Origin of the sequence: Sorangium sp. So ce381 (genome assembly GCF_051473845.1) — a bacterium.
Classification (GTDB): domain Bacteria; phylum Myxococcota_A; class Polyangia; order Polyangiales; family Polyangiaceae; genus Sorangium; species Sorangium atrum.
This window is the reverse complement of the sequence record NZ_CP150336.1, coordinates 9979026-9994342: the sequence shown is the minus strand read 5'-3', so window position 1 is coordinate 9994342 and position 15317 is coordinate 9979026. Positions and strand designations below refer to the sequence as shown.

Here is a 15317-nt window from a genome sequence, read left to right as displayed (position 1 = left end):
AGAGCTACCAGAGCCGCGGTCATCTGCCGTGGAGCATCGGCCTGCTGTCCTGAGAGCTGCCGGAGGGGGCAGGGAGCGCGTGCGGCGCGCGTGGGGACGGGCCGTGTCTGAGCATGGCCGGTGAATCGCCCGTCAAGGGCGATTCACCGGTCATGCGAGTTCGGCGGGGCCCCACGCGCGCCGCACGCGCTCCCTGCCCCCTCCGGCAGCCCCTGCAGTCTCCAGGGGCCCCCTTCCGACCCCCCCTCCAGGATCACCCCCCCCGCCCGCGGAAGATCGCGTGGCGGAAGAAGTTGATCTGGCTCTTGGCGAACTCCTTCGCCGCGTCCAGCCGGTCCCCTTCGCGCGACGAGCTGCGGATCAGCAGCTCCCCGTTCTCGTAGAGCTCCCGCGTCTTGCTCCGCTGGAGCTTCCCGCTCGAGGTCTTCGGCAGGATGCCCGACCCGACCGCCACCACGTCATCGACGGTGAGCCCCATGGCCTGCTGGACGACGCGGCGCACCTCGCCCTTTAGCGCCTGCTTCTCCTGCTCGTCCGACGCCGGCGTCTCGAAGACGATGACCACGCGCTCGCGGTCGTTGTGCGGCTTCATCGTCCCGAACGCGATCACGTTGCCCTTCCGGACCCCGGAGACGCGGCTCGCCTCCCACTCGAGATCCTGCGGGTAGTAGTTGCGCCCGTTGACGATGATGACCTCCTTCGAGCGCCCGCAGATATAGACCTTGCCCTCCGCGAGGTACCCGAGATCGCCGGTCCGCAGCCAGCCGCCCGCGAACGCTTCCTTCGTGAGATCCGGGTCGTTGAAATAGCCGGGCATCACGCTCGGGCCCCGGAGCCGGAGCTCCCCGACCTCGCGATCGCCGAGCGGGCGCGCGCTCTCCGCGTCGTCCGACGCGAAGACGCCGATCTCGTGCCCCTCGAACGCCGACCCGCACTGCACGAGCGACGACGCGCCCTCGCCGTCGGCCGGGACGGGCGTCGCCTTGCCCTCCTTCCAGAGCGTCTCGCCGTCCACCGCGTCGGTCTGCAGCCCGGCCCCGAGCGCGCTGAACGACACAGCCAGCGTGCTCTCGGCCATCCCGTACGAGCAGACGAACGCCTTCTCGTCGAAGCCGACCGGCGCGAACTTCTCGGCGAACGCGCGCAGGTTGTCGGCCCGGATCGGCTCGGCGCCGCACCCGGCGACCCGCCACGTCGAGAGATCCAGCCCCGCCATCTCCTGCTCTCGGATCCGCTTCACGCAGAGCGCGTAGGCGAAGTTCGGGCCGAACGACACGTTGCCGCGGTGGCGCGTGATCGTCTCCAGCCAGCGCACCGGGCGCTTCAGGAACAGCAGCGGCGGCAGGAACGTGATCGTGTTGACGTAGTACAGCGGCGCGATCACGAAGCCGATGAGCCCCATGTCGTGGTAGAGCGGCAGCCACGACACGCCCGTATCGACCGACTCCCGCACCCCCAGGCCGAGATCCACGATCGCCCGCACGTTCGCCGCCAGGTTCGCGTGCGTGAGCACCACGCCCTTCGGGCGCGACGTCGAGCCGCTCGTGAACTGGAGGAAGCACACGTCGTCGAGCTCGACCTTGACCGGCTTGAGCTCCTCGCGGGCGCCCCGGAGGCCCTCCACCGCCACGATCTGCTCGAGCGCCGGCGCCTGCGCCTGGATCGTGCCGAGCATCCGCTTGATCTCGGCGCTCGTGAGCAGGACCTTGGCGCCGCTCTTCGCGACGATGTGCAGCGTGTTCTCGAGGTAGCCGGTCAGCTTGCCGAGGCCGGTCGGCGGGTAGATGGGCACCGGGATGACGCCCGCGCGGATCGCGCCCAGGAAGGCGAAGATGAAATCGGCGTTGTCCGGCAGGATCAACGCGACGCGATCGCCCTTGCCGAGCCCGAGCGCCTGGAGCGCGCCGCCGAAGCGCGCGCTGGCCCGCTCGATGCCCCCGTGCGTGAAGAACGGCTCGTTCTCGCTCGACTCCTCGATGAAGCGATAGCCCGTCTTCGTGCTCGCCGCTGCGTCCTCGATCGCCTGAGCGACCGTCCGCGGTTTCCAAACAGCCGTCATCCCGAGAGCCTTCCTTCGTTCTTGAGCCGGAGCTCGATGGCCTTGACGACGTCGGCGACCGTGTCGACCTCGCGCAACATGTCGTCGGGGATCGAGAGGTCGAACTTATCCTCCATATCCGCGACGATCTCCATCACTCCCAGCGAGTCGAGGCTGAGGTCGGCGACGAGGTGGCTCGACTCCTCGATCTTTACCTCGCCGGCCGTGTGTCCTTCCAGGAGCTGGATGATCTCTGCCCGCAACGTCTCCCGTGTCCACGTCATCCTACGTTCCTACCCCAACTGCGGCGTGGCGAGGAGGGGCTTGCTCGGCCGCAAGGCCGCGGGAATTCGGCGTCGCACCCCCTGACCCGACGGTCGCGCGTGCATCAGGGACGGGCGGCATCGACGATCTCGCGCAGCCGACTGAGCCCCTCGAGCGCCCGCGCGCCGTACCACATGAGGTCCTTGCCGTCGCACCTGATCACGTGGCCACGGCGGGCAGCGGGGATGTCGAGGGAGCGAAATATTGCCGCGTCGGCGTCGGTGAAGGCGTGCGGCTCGTCAGGCAGCAGGACGAGCTCCGGGGCGCGGGCGATCACCTCGTCGAGGGTCACGCGGGGGTAGCGCAGGTCGCGGCCCTGGACGCGCTCGGGGGGCAGCGGCGGCGCCTTGCCCAGGTCGGCCGCGAGCGGGTAGCGCCGGGGCCGATCCTCGAAGACGTTCTGCGCGCCCACGAGATCGAGCACGTCGGAGATGAACGTGTCGCCGTGGACGGTCATCAGCGGGTCCATCCAGATCGGGATGAAGGCGCGGATCGGCGGGCGCTCGCGGCGCCGCGCCTCGGCCGCGGCGTGGGCGCGGTAGGCGGCCGCGACCAGCTCGCGCGCGGCGGCCGGCGGCGGCGCCTGGCCCGGGGCGCCGTGCTCCACGTGCGCCGGGGGCGCGGCCGCGCCGGGCTTCGCCGCGGCGTGCCCGAGCAGGCGCGCCAGCCGGGCGAGGTGCGCCACGCCGTCGGCGACCCGCTTCGGGAACGAGACGAGCACCCGGAGCCCCGCGGCGTCGAGGCGCTCGATGTCGCGCTTGCTGTTCTCCTCCTGGTTCGCGACGACGACGTCGGGCTCGAGCGCGGCGATGCGGTCGACGTCGGCGTCCTTCGTGCCACCGACGAGCTCGATGCCCTCGACGTCCCCCGCGGGCGCGACGCAGTAGCGGGTGCGGCCGACGAGCTGATCCCGGGCGCCCAGCCGGAGGAGCGAGTAGGTGTCGCTCGGGACGAGCGAGACGATGCGCCGCGGAGGGGAGCGCCACTCGTGCTTGCGCCCCCGGTCGTCGACGATGCGGATGAACGACCCGGCAAAGGCCGGTCCCCAGCCTGCGCTGAACGCCATGCGCCGGATGTAGCCCGCCGCCGCGCGCGCTGCACGTGAACTGCGCGGCCCGCGCGCGCTGCGCGTGGACCGACGTGGACCGACGTGGACTGCGCGGCGCAGGGCCTGAACGGCGCGGCGTCCACTTAGTTGGCCCGCCCGGGCGAAGTCTGCGACGACGGCTCGTGCAGATCGATCGCCTCGATGTGCGTCGCGGAGGCACGCTCCCGTACCCGCCTTCCGGCCTGCCCGCTCTCCCCCTCGGCGCCGCGCGCGAAGAGGCTCCCCGCCGCCGGGCGGCGCCCCGCGGAGGGCGGCTGCTGCCGTGCCAGATCGGCCGCTACACGCTGTTCGATCACATCGGCCAGGGAGGGATGGCCGATCTCTACCTGGCCCGGGTGCGCACGGACCTCGGCGCCGCGCGCCTCGTCGCCATCAAGGAGGTCGCCCCGAGGTTCGCGCACGACCCGCGCTTCGTCGAGATGCTCGCGGGCGAGGCCAGGCTCGCGGCGGGGCTGCGCCACGCGTCCATCGTGCAGGTCGAGGACCTCTGCCGCGAGGACGGCTCGCTCTTCATCGCGATGGAGTACGTCGAGGGCCTCGACCTTCGCGAGCTGCTCCGCCGCTGCGCGCGCCAGAAGGTGAAGTTCCCGGTCGCGTTCTCGCTGCTGATCATCGCCGAGGCGCTCCAGGCGCTCGCGTACGCCCATCGGAAGGGCGTCGTGCACCGCGACGTCTCGCCGTCGAACGTGCTCCTGAGCTTCGATGGCGAGATCAAGCTCTGCGACTTCGGCATCGCCCGCGCGCACGAGCGCTGCGGAAGCATGGACGAGGCGCTGCAGGGCAAGGCCGGCTACATGAGCCCCGAGCAGGCCCGGGGCGACGCGGTCGACGCGCGATCCGACGTCTTCGCGGCGGGCATCCTGCTCTGGGAGCTGCTCGCCGGCCGGCGCATGTACAGCGTGGGCCCCGGCGCCGCGCTCTCCAAGGAGGCGGCGCGTGGCGATCTGCTCGAGCTCGCGCGGCGCGCGTCGATCCCGCCGCTCGTGGAGCGCGGGCTCCCCGACGAGGCGGCGCTCCACGCGATCGTGGCGCGGGCGCTCGCGGTCGCGCCCGACGAGCGCTACCCGAGCGCGGCGGCGATGCTCCAGGACATCGTCGCCTACGCGGCGGCGGCCGAGCTGACGGCCAGCCCGCTGCGCTTCGGGGCGTGGCTGCGGGACAACTTCGGCACGGAGCTGGTCGCGCCCCGCCGAGCGCGAGAGCGTGCGGTGCGCGCGCTGGAGCTCGGTCCGCCTGTGGTGATCGAGCCGATCGCGACCGTGGCTCTCGCGCCGAGCGCGAGGGGGGCCGTCACGCCGAGCGCGGTGGAGGGCGGCGCGCAGGGCGCGATCGCGCAGGGCGCGATGGCGATGGCAGCATCGCCGGCGATGGAGGCCGCCGCGCTGCTCACGAGGGCGGCCGGCGCGCAGGGCGCAGAGCCCGCCGCGCGGGCCGTGGCCGAGCCGCCGCCCTGGGCCAGGGCGCAGCCCTCGCTCGCCCGCCCGCAGCAGCGCAGGCTCGTGCCATTGCTCCTGCTCGGCGCGCTGCTGTTCGTCCTCGCCGCGCTCGTCATCGCGGGCTGCTATCTCGCGGTGCGCTAGCGCCCGCCCGGGCGAGGAGAACGTATCTCGCTCCCGTCGGGCGCGCCGGCGCTCGTCGCGGTCAACCCGCGTCGGCGATCGGCGCTTCGGGCACGGGAACCTGCATCTCCGGCTTCCGCGCGCACGCGTCGTTGCCGATGCCGACGCCGTAGCGGTAGATGAGCTCTCCGCCGAGCCAGCCGCTCGCCCCCGCGAGGCCGAACCCCGCGGTCGACAGCGCGATCCCGAGCGACCGCAGCCCGATCGCCCGGGAGGCGAGCGATGCGCCGTACATGCCGGCGATCGCGAGGTTCAAGGCGCCGTGGACGAAGCCGATCCGCTTCGCGGGGCCGAGGGTGGTGCTCCAGTCGGCGAGCCCGGCGAAGGTGGCCACGAGCGCCCCGCCGAGGCCGATGGCCACGGTCGCGTCCGCTCCCCGATGGAAGCGCCGCCTGCGGCCGATGCCGGCGAGATCGAGCACCAGCGCGCAGGACCAGGCGCCGATGGGGATGGTCACCAGCACCGGGTGCAAGGGGTGCCCGAGGAACTCGCCATGCAGCACCTTGGCGACCGTGGGCGCTCGCCTCAGCACGGACTGGATCCCGCGCTGAAGCGGGTCGGCGATCTGGTCGATCCAGTCCTGCTCCTCGATTCCCCCCAAGACTGCGGTTCCGATCATGTCCCCTCCTCCGGGGCGCGTGGCTGCGCAGATTTCCAGCGCATGGCGCCCGCCCCGCCGACCGTCCAGCGGTGAACCCCTGACCGGGGCCCGAGCAATCGGCGGACCCCGCGGGAGCGGGTAGGGCGTTCCCATCCCCTCCCGCGGTGCGTGCGTCTGCGACGCGCGAGCTGGCCGCACACTTCGCTTCTGCAAGGGTGCTCTGCCGAAATTTCAGGTTCGAAATAAGCGAGCGACCCATCTGGAGTGAAATACGTTCGGATCGCGAATCTCGCGGATGGCATGGACGGTGCTCTATGTCCGGCCAGCGCTGCCGGCGTGGCCTTCCCCCCCCCGAGGCCCCGGCGGCGCTTTTTTTTGGACTCTTTCCTTTCCGGGCCCAGCGCGGGTGCCCGCGCGCATGCCCTGCGTTCCTCGTCCTGGGCGGCGTTCTCTGGTATCTCGCCCGTGCCGCGCCGCGCGCGGCCCTCCCGGAGCGATGCCCCTCCTCGCCGACGTCGCGGTGCCCGTCCCGCTCTCGCAGGCCTTCACCTACGAGGTCCCCGCCGCGCTCGCCGGCGAGGTGCGACCGGGGGCGCGCGTCCTCTGCGAGTTCCATCGGCGCAAGCTGCTCGGCGTGGTGCTCGCCGTCAGCGAGCGCAGCGCGGCCATCGATCCGTCGAAGATCAAGCCGCTCGCGGCGCTCGTCGACGCGCGCCCGGCGCTGCCAGCGGAGCTGCTCGCCTTCCTGCAGGAGCTCGCCGCCTACTACTTCGCGCCGATCGGCGAGGTGCTCCGCCTCGCGCTGCCGGCGATCGAGCGCGAGCAGGTGCGCGCGCTCAAGGCCCAGGGGGAGCTCGACGGCGTCCTCGACCTCGGCCGCGCCAAGCAGGTCGGCGGCCGCAAGGTCGCGTACGCGAGCGCGACCGACGTGGTCGAGGAGCCCGGCACGCTCCGCGGGCAGGCCGCGGCGGTCCTCGCGCTGCTCCGCGCGAACGGCGAGCAGCCGGTCGCGCGGATCGAGGAGCGCTTCGGCAACGCGCGCAGCGCGCTGAAGAAGCTCGCCGAGCGCAACCTCGTCACCCTGGACGAGCGCGAGCCGCCGCGCGACCCGTTCTTCCGCCGCGCCGAGGAGCGCGACGTGCCCCCCGAGCTCAACGCGGCGCAGGCCGAGGCCGCGGCGCGCATCGACGCGGCGCTCGCGGCGCTGCCCGCGCCAGCCGGGGGAGGGGAGCACCCCGCGAGCACCCACCAGGAGCCGCGGCCCGTCGGGCAGGAGGCGCGGCGCATCGCCCAGGAGCCGCGGCCGAGCGCGTTCCTCCTCTTCGGCGTGACCGGCTCCGGCAAGACCGAGGTGTACCTGCGCGCCATCAAGAGCTGCCTCGAGCGGGGCCGCGGCGCGCTCGTCATGGTGCCGGAGATCGCCCTCACCCCGCAGCTCGTCGCGCGCTTCCGCGCCCGCTTCGGCGACGAGCTCGCCGTGCTGCACAGCGGGCTGAGCGACGCCGACCGCCACGCGATGTGGGCGAGCCTGCACGTCGGCAAGGTGCGCGTCGCCATCGGGGCGCGCTCCGCGCTGTTCGCGCCGGTGCCGGACCTCGGCCTCATCCTCGTCGATGAGGAGCACGACGGCTCGTTCAAGCAGGAGGAGGGCGTGCGCTACCACGCGCGCGACATGGCGCTGCTCCGCGCCCACCGCGCGGGGGCGGTGTGCGTGCTCGGCTCCGCGACGCCTTCCATCGAGTCCGTCGCGCTCGTGCGCCGCGGCAAGCTCGTCGAGCTGCGCCTGCCGGACCGCGCGCACCGCGAGGCCAGCCTCCCCGAGGTCTCCCTCGTCGATCTCCGCCGCTTCGGCGCCGGCCCCTCGGGCGATCCGCTGATCTCCCTGCCGCTGCACCGCGCGCTCGAGAAGACGCTCGCGGCGAAGGAGCAGGCGATCCTCTTCCTGAACCGCCGCGGCTTCGCCCCGAGCGTCGTCTGCGGCTCGTGCGGGACGCTGACCACGTGCGACGCCTGCTCGGTCGCGCTGACGTACCACCGCGGGCGGCGCCGCGACGCGCGCCCGCCTTCGCCGGCCGGCGCGCCCGCGCCGGCGGCGCCGCTCGAGGAGCGGCCGGAGGGGGGGCGGCTGCGCTGCCACTACTGCGACTATGCGGGGCCGCTGCCGGACCGCTGCAGCTCGTGCGGCGCGCGGAACCTGCTGCTCGAGGGGCTCGGCACCGAGCGGCTCGAGGCCACGATCGCGGGCTCGTTCCCGGAGGCGCGCGTGGCGCGCCTCGATCGCGACGTCGCCGGCAAGGATCGCTCGCAGGCGATCCTCGCGAGGATGCGCGAGGGCAAGATCGACATCCTGGTCGGCACGCAGATGGTCACGAAGGGCCATGACCTGCCCAACGTGACCCTGGTCGGCGTGGTGAACGCCGACGCCGCGCTCGGGCTGCCCGACTTCCGCGCGGCCGAGCGCGGCTTCCAGCTGCTCGTGCAGGTGGCCGGGCGCGCGGGGCGGCGCGACCGCCCCGGCCGGGTGCTCATCCAGACGCGCAACCCCGAGCACCCGGCCATCGCGTTCGCCGCGGCGCACGACGTGCCTGGCTTTCTCGAGCGGGAGATCCGCGACCGCGAGGAGGTGGGTTATCCGCCCGCCACGCGCCTCGCGCTGCTCCGGATCGACGCGGTCGACGAGGGCGTGGGGCGCGGCGCTGCGGCGAAGCTCGCGGCCCACGCCCGCACCTGCCCCGAAGGGCTCGCCCGGCGCGTCGAGGTGCTCGGCCCGTCGGCCGCGCCGATCGCGCGCCTGCGCGGGCGCTACCGGTTCCGGGTGCTCCTGAGGGCGCGCGAGCGCGGTCCGCTCCGGGGGGCGCTCGCGGCGCTGGCCGGGCTGATAAGGGATGGCCTTGATCGGAACGCCCGGGTGATCATCGACGTGGATCCGGTCGCCATGCTGTGACGCGCGATCCGCGGGGAAACGGGCGCGCTCGTTGCGCCTGAGGCGCTCTCTACCCAGCCTGAGGCGCTCTCTACCCAGGAAGGGTGACGCCGGGCGCGGTGACGCCAGGCGCGGCGAGGCCGGGCGCGGCGAGGCCGGGCGCGGTGAGCTCGCCGAGCTCGTCGCGCGACGCGCGCGAGAGCCGCTCGAACTCCGCGCCCAGCCAGTCGAGGAACGCCGCGTCCCACGTCGGCCCTTCCGGGCGGGAGGCGACCGCCTCGGCGAGCTCACGGTCCCAGCGGCCGTAGACGTCCCGGAGGAGCGCGTGCGCCCGGCGGCTCTCGGCGGACGCAGGATCCGTCTGTCCGTCCGTGCGCTCGGCGAAGGCGTCCTCGCAGAGGAAGTAATTGCATGTCGCGGCCCGCCGCTCGGCGGGGACGGTGCAGCCACGCGCGCCGTGATAGACGCACTTCGACTGCCGCGGGGCCGTGCGCTCCTCCCGCTTCCGCACGCGCCGGAGCTCGAGTCCGCGGCTCACGGGGAGCAGGTTGCCGGCGGCGATCTGCTCGAGCAGCCAGGCACGGCCGTCGAGGGAGACGATGCGCCCGATGTCCGTCCAATCGAGCTCGGGCGGGCTGACGCAGCACCCCGCGGGGCCTTGCGGGCACTGGGCGCACAGCGTCGAGTGCAGCCGGGTGTGCTCTCCTGAAAGCTCCAGACGGATCATCGAACCCCTTGCCGTCCCCCGAAGGGGCCGAGACACGCGCTCGATACAGCGCACATCCTGCCAGCGAACGCGCCAGGAATGACAGAAGCGCCCAGCGGCTGCAACCGACGCGACCGACGCGACCGACGCGACCGACGCGACCGACGCCACCGACGCAACCGACGCGACCATCGCATCGCTGACCGCGCCTCGACCCGAGCGGCGGCCAAGCGCCCCTCCTCACCGACATAGCGATCGAGAAGCGCGAGAACTCGCACTCCCGGGCGCACTTGGAGGAGCTGAATCAGTTATAGTAAGTAACGGTCATCGACGCGTGTCCCCCGTGAATGCAGGGAGAAACGTGCGATCGTCCTTTTCCGGCCGCGGCGGGAGTTGATAGGCTGCGCCGGCCATGAGCGATGCGCTTCCCAAGGAGGTCGGTCGGGCCATTCGCGTGCTCCGGCAGCTGCACGGGCTCACTTACGCCGAGTTCGCCGAGAAAGCGCGCCTCTCGGCGACCTACCTGCGGCAGGTCGAGCGCGGCGAACGCGATCTCGGGCTCGGCGCGCTGGCGCTCATCGCACAGGGGCTCGACTGCGATGCTCGGCTCCTCCTGCCCGGCGACGGGAGGAGCCCGGTCTCCGCGGTCGTCGCCGATCGCTTCGATCGCGCGCCCGAGGCTCTCCAGGAGGCGCTCCTCTTCCTGTTGATCGAGCCCGACGACTCGCCGAAGAAGCAGGCCATCCTCGCGCTCATCAACGAGGATCCGGAGCGCGCGCGGCTCCGCTCGCGGCCTCGGTCGGAGGAGCGCGGGTCGCGCGGCTCCACCCCCTCGTCATCGAGCCGGCGCGGGCGATGAGCCCCTGATCCCTCACGTCGTCCGCGCGGACCAGCCCGTGACGCGAGGTGGCCCAGCGCCGGACTCCTGCCGGCCACCCCCCCGCGTCTCTGCGCCGGGCATCGACGCGAGGCGCCGCGTGGCCAGCTGCTGAAATGCGGCGAGCGCTCGGCTCCGCCGCTTGTACGCCGTCGAGAGGGGGATTCCGGCCCGGCTCGCGAAGTCCGCCATCGGGACGCCCTCGATGTCGTGGGCCATGAGGATCGCGCCGAACTCGGCATCGAGCTCGCGCAGGACCGCGAGCACGAACAGGCGATCGCACTCCGAGACGATCTGCTCCTCGGCCGAGGGCTCGTCGAGCTCTGCGTCGAAGTCGTCCGGCAACGGCTCCTCCCTCCGGCGCCGCTCGCGCAGCCCGTAGTGGGACGCGGCGTGGACCGCGATCTTGTTCAGCCAGCGATCGGACGGCCCGAGCTCCGGATCGTAGTTCCCGAAGCTCTCGTGCGCCGCGAGCATCACGTTCTGGGCGATGTCCCAGCGATCCCGGCGCGGAACCCCCAGGAGGCGGAGCCATCGCCGCACGAGCACGATCGTTTTCTTGTTGAAGATCCGCCAATAGGCGCCTTCTCTGTCGTTCGGCGGCCCTGAACCGTGGCCTCGACGCCCCGTTCCCGACATCGCGTAACGATCGTTATCACAAGAAACGGAACTTGCAAAAACTGGTCGGGGCGATCACAGGCGAAATCTGATCGAAAAAGTGGTCAGATGTATGCGTGTGTGGTTATTGCCTGCGCCGCCCTCCGCGTGCGCATTCGCGCGCATGCAGGCCGAATCGCTCGGGAAAGCGCCGTTCGACGATGGTTCTCGCGATGTAACGATCGTTCCTCATCCGAACTGCTCCAGGGTACCTTCGGGCATCGTCGGGCACGATGGTGCTCCCGCCTGGCAGCTGCGGCGCGATCGCCGCGCGGGCGGGCTCGGCGGCGGCCTGGTGCAGCGCGGCTGCGGGCGCCTCCCGCGCGGGCAGACCGCGGCTGCGGGCGCCTCCCGCGCGGGCAGACCGCGGCTGCGGGCGCCTCCCGCGCGGGCAGGCAGGCGAGACGCCGCCGCTTTCCTCGCTGGACTCCGCCGCATCGCGCCGGTAGACAGGCGGCGCTCGATGCACAGCTTCCATCGAAGGATGCCGGCCCCACGGCGGAGCGGCGCGCCCCGCTCGGGGCGTGTCGTGACCGTCTGCGCGGGCTCTGGCGGGGCGCCCATCGCACATGTCGGCTGACGCGGGGAAGCCAGGGACGGCGCGCGGCGACGGCGCGGCGCCCGCGGCGAGCGACGCGGCGGAGGGCCCGGCGCCGCGCCAGCGGGTCGCCTACTTCGGGCGGCCCGGGACGTTCAGCCACGAGGTCGCGTCCCGGCGCTTCGGCGCGAGCGCGGACCTCACGCCCCGGCGCACCATCTCGGAGGTGTTCGACGCCGTGGCCGGCGGCGCCACGACCTACGGCGTCGTGCCGATCGAGAACGCGCTGGGCGGCCCGATCTACGACACCGTCGATCAGCTGATCCGCCGCGAGGGCACGGGCGCCGCGCTCGCCGTGTGCGAGGAGCTCTCGCTGCACGTCACGCTGTCGCTCCTCGGCAGGGCGGGCGTGGCGCCGAAGCGCATCTATTCGCACTTCGTCCCGCTCAAGCACTGCGGCGACTGGCTGCGCGAGACCTACCCTGACGCGCAGATCCTCGAGGCCGAGAGCACCGCCGAGGCGGTCGAGCGCGCGGCGCAGGACGGCGAGGCCTGCGCGATCGGCAACAAGGGCGCGGCGGCCATCTACAAGCTGGAGATCCTCGTGCCGAAGCTCGGCGCGAAGGGCGAGAACATCACGCGCTTCTTCATCGTCGGGAAGACCGCGGAGCCGCCGGCCTCGGGGGGGCGGACGCTGCTCCTGTTCGGGCTGGACCACCGCCCGGGCGCCCTGGTCGCGGCGCTCTCCGCGCTCGGGAGACACCACATCAACCTCACGCGCATCGTCTCTCGCGCGCTGCCCGACAGCCCTGAAGAGTACCTCTTCCTCGTCGAGTGCGAGGGCAGCACGGAGGAGCCTGCGTTCAAGGAAGCCCTCGCGCTGCTCGAGCAGCATGCGACGGGCGTACGCTCGCTCGGCTCGTTCCGCGTCAGCCAGAAGTACGAGTAGAGCGCCCCGGGTCGACCCGCCGACGATCGCCTGGCCCCGCGGCGCGGCGCGGCCAGGATGCCCGATGACCGCGAGCCCGCCGCGGCGGACGTGCGCCTGCCGCTCATCGCGTAGGCGCCCCCACGCGCGGGGACGACAACACCGCTGCGAAGCTGGGAATATCTTCGCGCGGGGTATCCCGCGTGACTCATGCGCTCTTTTCAATAACCAGTTACCCCTCGCCTGTGACTAGAACGCTCGCCAGGTGCGGTCTCGCACTTCTCAATAGGCAGGGTGACATGGATCTGCATTGGCGATGGCTCTTCGTTGTGGTGCCGGCGCTCATGGGTTCTCTGGAAGCGTGTGATGTGGACCCATGGGAATCGGAGTTGACGGGCGACAGTAAGCTGCAGAGCGGCGGAGCGGGCCAGAAGCACCAGCCCGTCGGCGCGAGCTGCAGCTGCGATGCGGACTGCGACGGCGAGGCGGCCGTCTGCATGCTCGGCATCTGCATGCAGCGCGCGGCGGGGCTGTGTACGGGGCCGAACAGCGAGCAGGGCTGCGCGCCCGGCTCTCGCTGCTTCAACACGGACATCCTCTCCGACTCGGGGGTGTGTTATCCCCTCTATGATCCAGCGACCTGCGATGGCGTGCAGAACCGTCATGGCCTGTGCTCTCCTCGGCGCGGCGACGGGTGCAACGCGGCCTGCGGCGCGGCGTGCGCGGAGGATACGGTCGGCGCCGGGGAGGTCGGCGCGGCCTGCGACGACGACGAGGCGTGCTCGCTGCGCGGCGGGACCTGTTATCGCGACGAGGACCCCTCGGCGCCGAACGGCTGGGTGGAGGGGTACTGCCTCGCCTTCGACTGCGAGAGCGACGACCAGTGCGGGCCGGGCGCGGGCTGCTTCCCCGCGGCGGAGGGCGGCTCGCCCGTGTGCATGAACACCTGCGGCAGCGATCTCGACTGCCGGCCTGGCTACGTGTGTCACACCGTCGACGGCGAGGGCAGGTCGGCCTGCTACGCTGGCTGCGACGCCGCGTCGACCTGCCCGGAGGGCACGACCTGCCTCGGGGAGCTCTGCGTATCGGACGATGTCGCGTGCTCACCCGACGTCCCGTCCGGCTGGTGCCCGGAGGGCAGCTCCTGCGATGGCGGCGAGTGCCGCAAGGGCCCCTCCGGCTGCGGCGCCGAGGGCGACGCCCTCGAGCCCAACGACGACCTGGGAGCAGCGGTGACCGCGCCCACGGGCGTCACGAACGAGCTCACCCTCTGCGAGGGGGACGAGGACTGGTTCAAGATCGTGGTGCCGGAGCGGACCATCGTCCGCGTGGGCATCCGGTTCCGTCAGGCCGCCGGGGACATCGATCTGGTGGTCTATGACGGCGTGGGCCGCCTGCTCGGCTCGCGCGACGGCGCGCAGTATCCGTACTCGTACCGCGATCAAGAGACGGACACCGAGTTCTATGGATTCTACTCCGAGCGGGGTGGTGCCGAGTACTTCGTCCGGGTCGTCGGCCATGACGGCGCGCAGAACGCCTATGGCCTGGACGTGACCTCATATCCTTATATCGATGGCCCGAGCTGCGTGGACGCCGGCTTCTCGTTCGACGAGTGCGCCGGCTTCGGCGAGGGCGGCGGCGGGCTCTTGCCGTTCCCGTTCCCCGACCCCGACGACTCGGTGGTCGGCGGCGGTTACGTCTGGGAGACGTTCAGCAATTATCGCTTTGCCAGGCGCGAGCTCATCATGCTCGTCCGGGACGCCCTCGCCGAGACGATGCGGGCGTTCCCGGGCACGACGCCGCTCTCGCTGATCGACGTCTGCCAGATGAACGGCGTCACGCCCGGCTACGACGTCGACAGCCCGCGTCACCCCGAGTCGACGCACGACCAGGGTGGCAACATCGACATCGCCTATTTCCAGACCGACGGATCGAACGATGGGCAGATCATCTGCGGAGACGGGTCGAAGCACGAGGACGGGTACTGCTCTTCGGCGGCGAAGCGGAAGCACATCGTCGACCTCGAGCGCGAGGCGTTCTTCATGGCCAGGCTGTTCCGCTCGCCCCGCACGCGCGTCGTCGGCGTGGACAAGGTGATCGCGCCGTTCCTCTCGAGGACGGCGGCCAGGCTGAACGCTCTTCCGGCCCGGGATCGGCGGAAGATCACCGACGACGAGCTCGCGAGCTTCTCGGACCGGATGGCGTACGGCGAGGGGTGGCCATATCACCATCACCACATCCACCTCAGCATGGACTGGTGGCCGAGGGACGCCGCGGCCGGCGGCACGCCGGAGGCGTCGTTCGCGGCGCCGCCCGCCATCCATCGTTCGCCCGCGCTCGCGGCCGGGCAGCGGATGGTGTGGCCACCGCTGCCCGATCATGGTCGTGCGGTGAACGACTAGCGCCCCCCGTTCGGCCGTGCCGCCCGCCAACGGCGGAGTCGCGCGACGCTCGACATCCAGTACGCCCGGATCGTGAAGACTCCCATTGAAACCGCGTTCTCGCAGCTCTGTCTGGGCTGCAAGCGCGTCGACCACGTCGGGTGCTGGCATCGCTTGTGGTAGAGCCCGCCTTCCTGGTGTCTCGGGCGACAGAAGGTCCCTTGTCGACTCGCATCCATTCTGCAAAAGTGCGCCGTATCCACAACGCACTCGTGCATCGAAGGGGCCTCGTCCTACTCCACAGCCGCTGGCCGCGGGGCCTCCTGCCAGGGGACATGCAACAAGCGACCGATGCCGGCCCGAACCACGGGATTCCCAGCGGCGATCGAGGTCCTTCGCACGTGGATCCAGGGTGGCGCGCAGGCCTCCGTCACCCTCGATCCATGACGCGCCGAAGCGCGTGAAACAGCGGAGGATAACTACATGAGGGCGGGAATGTGGGATTAGCTCGGGTCCCGCCTTCCACGCCCCGCGGCGCCATGCTTTACTGTCGCCGTTCTTGGGAAGATGCTGTCGCCTTTTCGGCGCCTTGTCCGCCGGACGGACAGGTCATCGGA

Annotated in this window: 11 protein-coding genes; 5 read left to right on the top strand and 6 right to left on the bottom strand. The window is 71.9% G+C overall.

The genetic code is table 11. The features are described 5' to 3' along the window. Positions 1 to 253: 253 nt before the first annotated feature. The 3 genes from WMF29_RS37525 to WMF29_RS37515 form a co-directional block, all read right to left on the bottom strand. Positions 254 to 2059: a fatty acyl-AMP ligase gene (locus tag WMF29_RS37525; protein WP_272104110.1), complete on the bottom strand. Its 1806-nt coding sequence runs from the start codon at positions 2057 to 2059 to the stop codon at positions 254 to 256. Continuing rightward, on the bottom strand, positions 2056 to 2301 hold the full coding sequence (locus WMF29_RS37520) for a phosphopantetheine-binding protein (RefSeq protein WP_020740115.1): 246 nt from the start codon (positions 2299 to 2301) through the stop codon (positions 2056 to 2058). The genes WMF29_RS37525 and WMF29_RS37520 overlap by 4 nt, the downstream gene beginning before the upstream one ends. A 125-nt stretch (positions 2302 to 2426) precedes the next feature. After that, positions 2427 to 3428: a helical backbone metal receptor gene (locus WMF29_RS37515; RefSeq protein WP_437324906.1), complete on the bottom strand. Its 1002-nt coding sequence runs from the start codon at positions 3426 to 3428 to the stop codon at positions 2427 to 2429. Between the two features lie 164 nt (positions 3429 to 3592). Here WMF29_RS37515 and WMF29_RS37510 point away from each other — a divergent pair, with 164 nt between their 5' ends. Further along, positions 3593 to 5050, top strand: coding sequence for a serine/threonine-protein kinase (locus WMF29_RS37510; RefSeq protein ID WP_437324905.1), 1458 nt, complete (start codon positions 3593 to 3595; stop codon positions 5048 to 5050). Between the two features lie 61 nt (positions 5051 to 5111). Here WMF29_RS37510 and WMF29_RS37505 read toward each other — a convergent pair whose 3' ends face one another. Next, positions 5112 to 5708 carry a DUF2231 domain-containing protein gene (locus tag WMF29_RS37505; RefSeq protein WP_437324904.1) on the bottom strand — a complete coding sequence of 199 codons (597 nt, stop codon included), beginning with the start codon at positions 5706 to 5708 and terminating at the stop codon, positions 5112 to 5114. Between the two features lie 478 nt (positions 5709 to 6186). Between WMF29_RS37505 and priA the strand changes: the two genes are divergently transcribed. Beyond that, a complete protein-coding gene (priA, locus tag WMF29_RS37500) occupies positions 6187 to 8634 on the top strand; it encodes a replication restart helicase PriA (protein ID WP_437324903.1) in 2448 nt (815 codons plus the stop codon). 70 nt (positions 8635 to 8704) lie between these two features. On the opposite strand, the gene WMF29_RS37495 is transcribed toward priA, so the two are convergent. Further along, the gene (locus WMF29_RS37495; protein WP_437324902.1) at positions 8705 to 9340 is read right to left on the bottom strand and encodes a hypothetical protein; all 636 of its coding nucleotides are present in this window, start codon (positions 9338 to 9340) and stop codon (positions 8705 to 8707) included. Positions 9341 to 9731: 391 nt separating this feature from the next. Between WMF29_RS37495 and WMF29_RS37490 the strand changes: the two genes are divergently transcribed. After that, on the top strand, positions 9732 to 10178 hold the full coding sequence (locus WMF29_RS37490; RefSeq protein ID WP_437324901.1) for a helix-turn-helix domain-containing protein: 447 nt from the start codon (positions 9732 to 9734) through the stop codon (positions 10176 to 10178). Positions 10179 to 10190: 12 nt separating this feature from the next. On the opposite strand, the gene WMF29_RS37485 is transcribed toward WMF29_RS37490, so the two are convergent. Next, positions 10191 to 10745 carry a sigma-70 family RNA polymerase sigma factor gene (locus WMF29_RS37485; RefSeq protein ID WP_437324900.1) on the bottom strand — a complete coding sequence of 185 codons (555 nt, stop codon included), beginning with the start codon at positions 10743 to 10745 and terminating at the stop codon, positions 10191 to 10193. A 677-nt stretch (positions 10746 to 11422) separates the two neighbouring features. On the opposite strand from WMF29_RS37485, the gene WMF29_RS37480 reads away from it, so the two are divergent. Beyond that, entirely contained in the window at positions 11423 to 12340 is a 918-nt protein-coding gene (locus WMF29_RS37480; protein WP_437324899.1) for a prephenate dehydratase, read from the top strand. Positions 12341 to 12618: 278 nt separating this feature from the next. Then, positions 12619 to 14721, top strand: coding sequence for a PPC domain-containing protein (locus WMF29_RS37475; protein WP_437324898.1), 2103 nt, complete (start codon positions 12619 to 12621; stop codon positions 14719 to 14721). The last annotated feature ends 596 nt before the right edge of the window (positions 14722 to 15317 follow it).

What these genes read in the sequence shown, in the direction of transcription:
- WMF29_RS37505 (WP_437324904.1), bottom strand. Translation starts at nt 5,708, where the DNA reads ATGATCGGAACCGCAGTCTTGGGGGGAATCGAGGAGCAGGACTGGATC.
- WMF29_RS37525 (WP_272104110.1), bottom strand. Translation starts at nt 2,059, where the DNA reads ATGACGGCTGTTTGGAAACCGCGGACGGTCGCTCAGGCGATCGAGGAC.
- priA (WP_437324903.1), top strand. Translation starts at nt 6,187, where the DNA reads ATGCCCCTCCTCGCCGACGTCGCGGTGCCCGTCCCGCTCTCGCAGGCC.
- WMF29_RS37495 (WP_437324902.1), bottom strand. Translation starts at nt 9,340, where the DNA reads ATGATCCGTCTGGAGCTTTCAGGAGAGCACACCCGGCTGCACTCGACG.
- WMF29_RS37475 (WP_437324898.1), top strand. Translation starts at nt 12,619, where the DNA reads ATGGATCTGCATTGGCGATGGCTCTTCGTTGTGGTGCCGGCGCTCATG.
- WMF29_RS37490 (WP_437324901.1), top strand. Translation starts at nt 9,732, where the DNA reads ATGAGCGATGCGCTTCCCAAGGAGGTCGGTCGGGCCATTCGCGTGCTC.
- WMF29_RS37480 (WP_437324899.1), top strand. Translation starts at nt 11,423, where the DNA reads ATGTCGGCTGACGCGGGGAAGCCAGGGACGGCGCGCGGCGACGGCGCG.
- WMF29_RS37515 (WP_437324906.1), bottom strand. Translation starts at nt 3,428, where the DNA reads ATGGCGTTCAGCGCAGGCTGGGGACCGGCCTTTGCCGGGTCGTTCATC.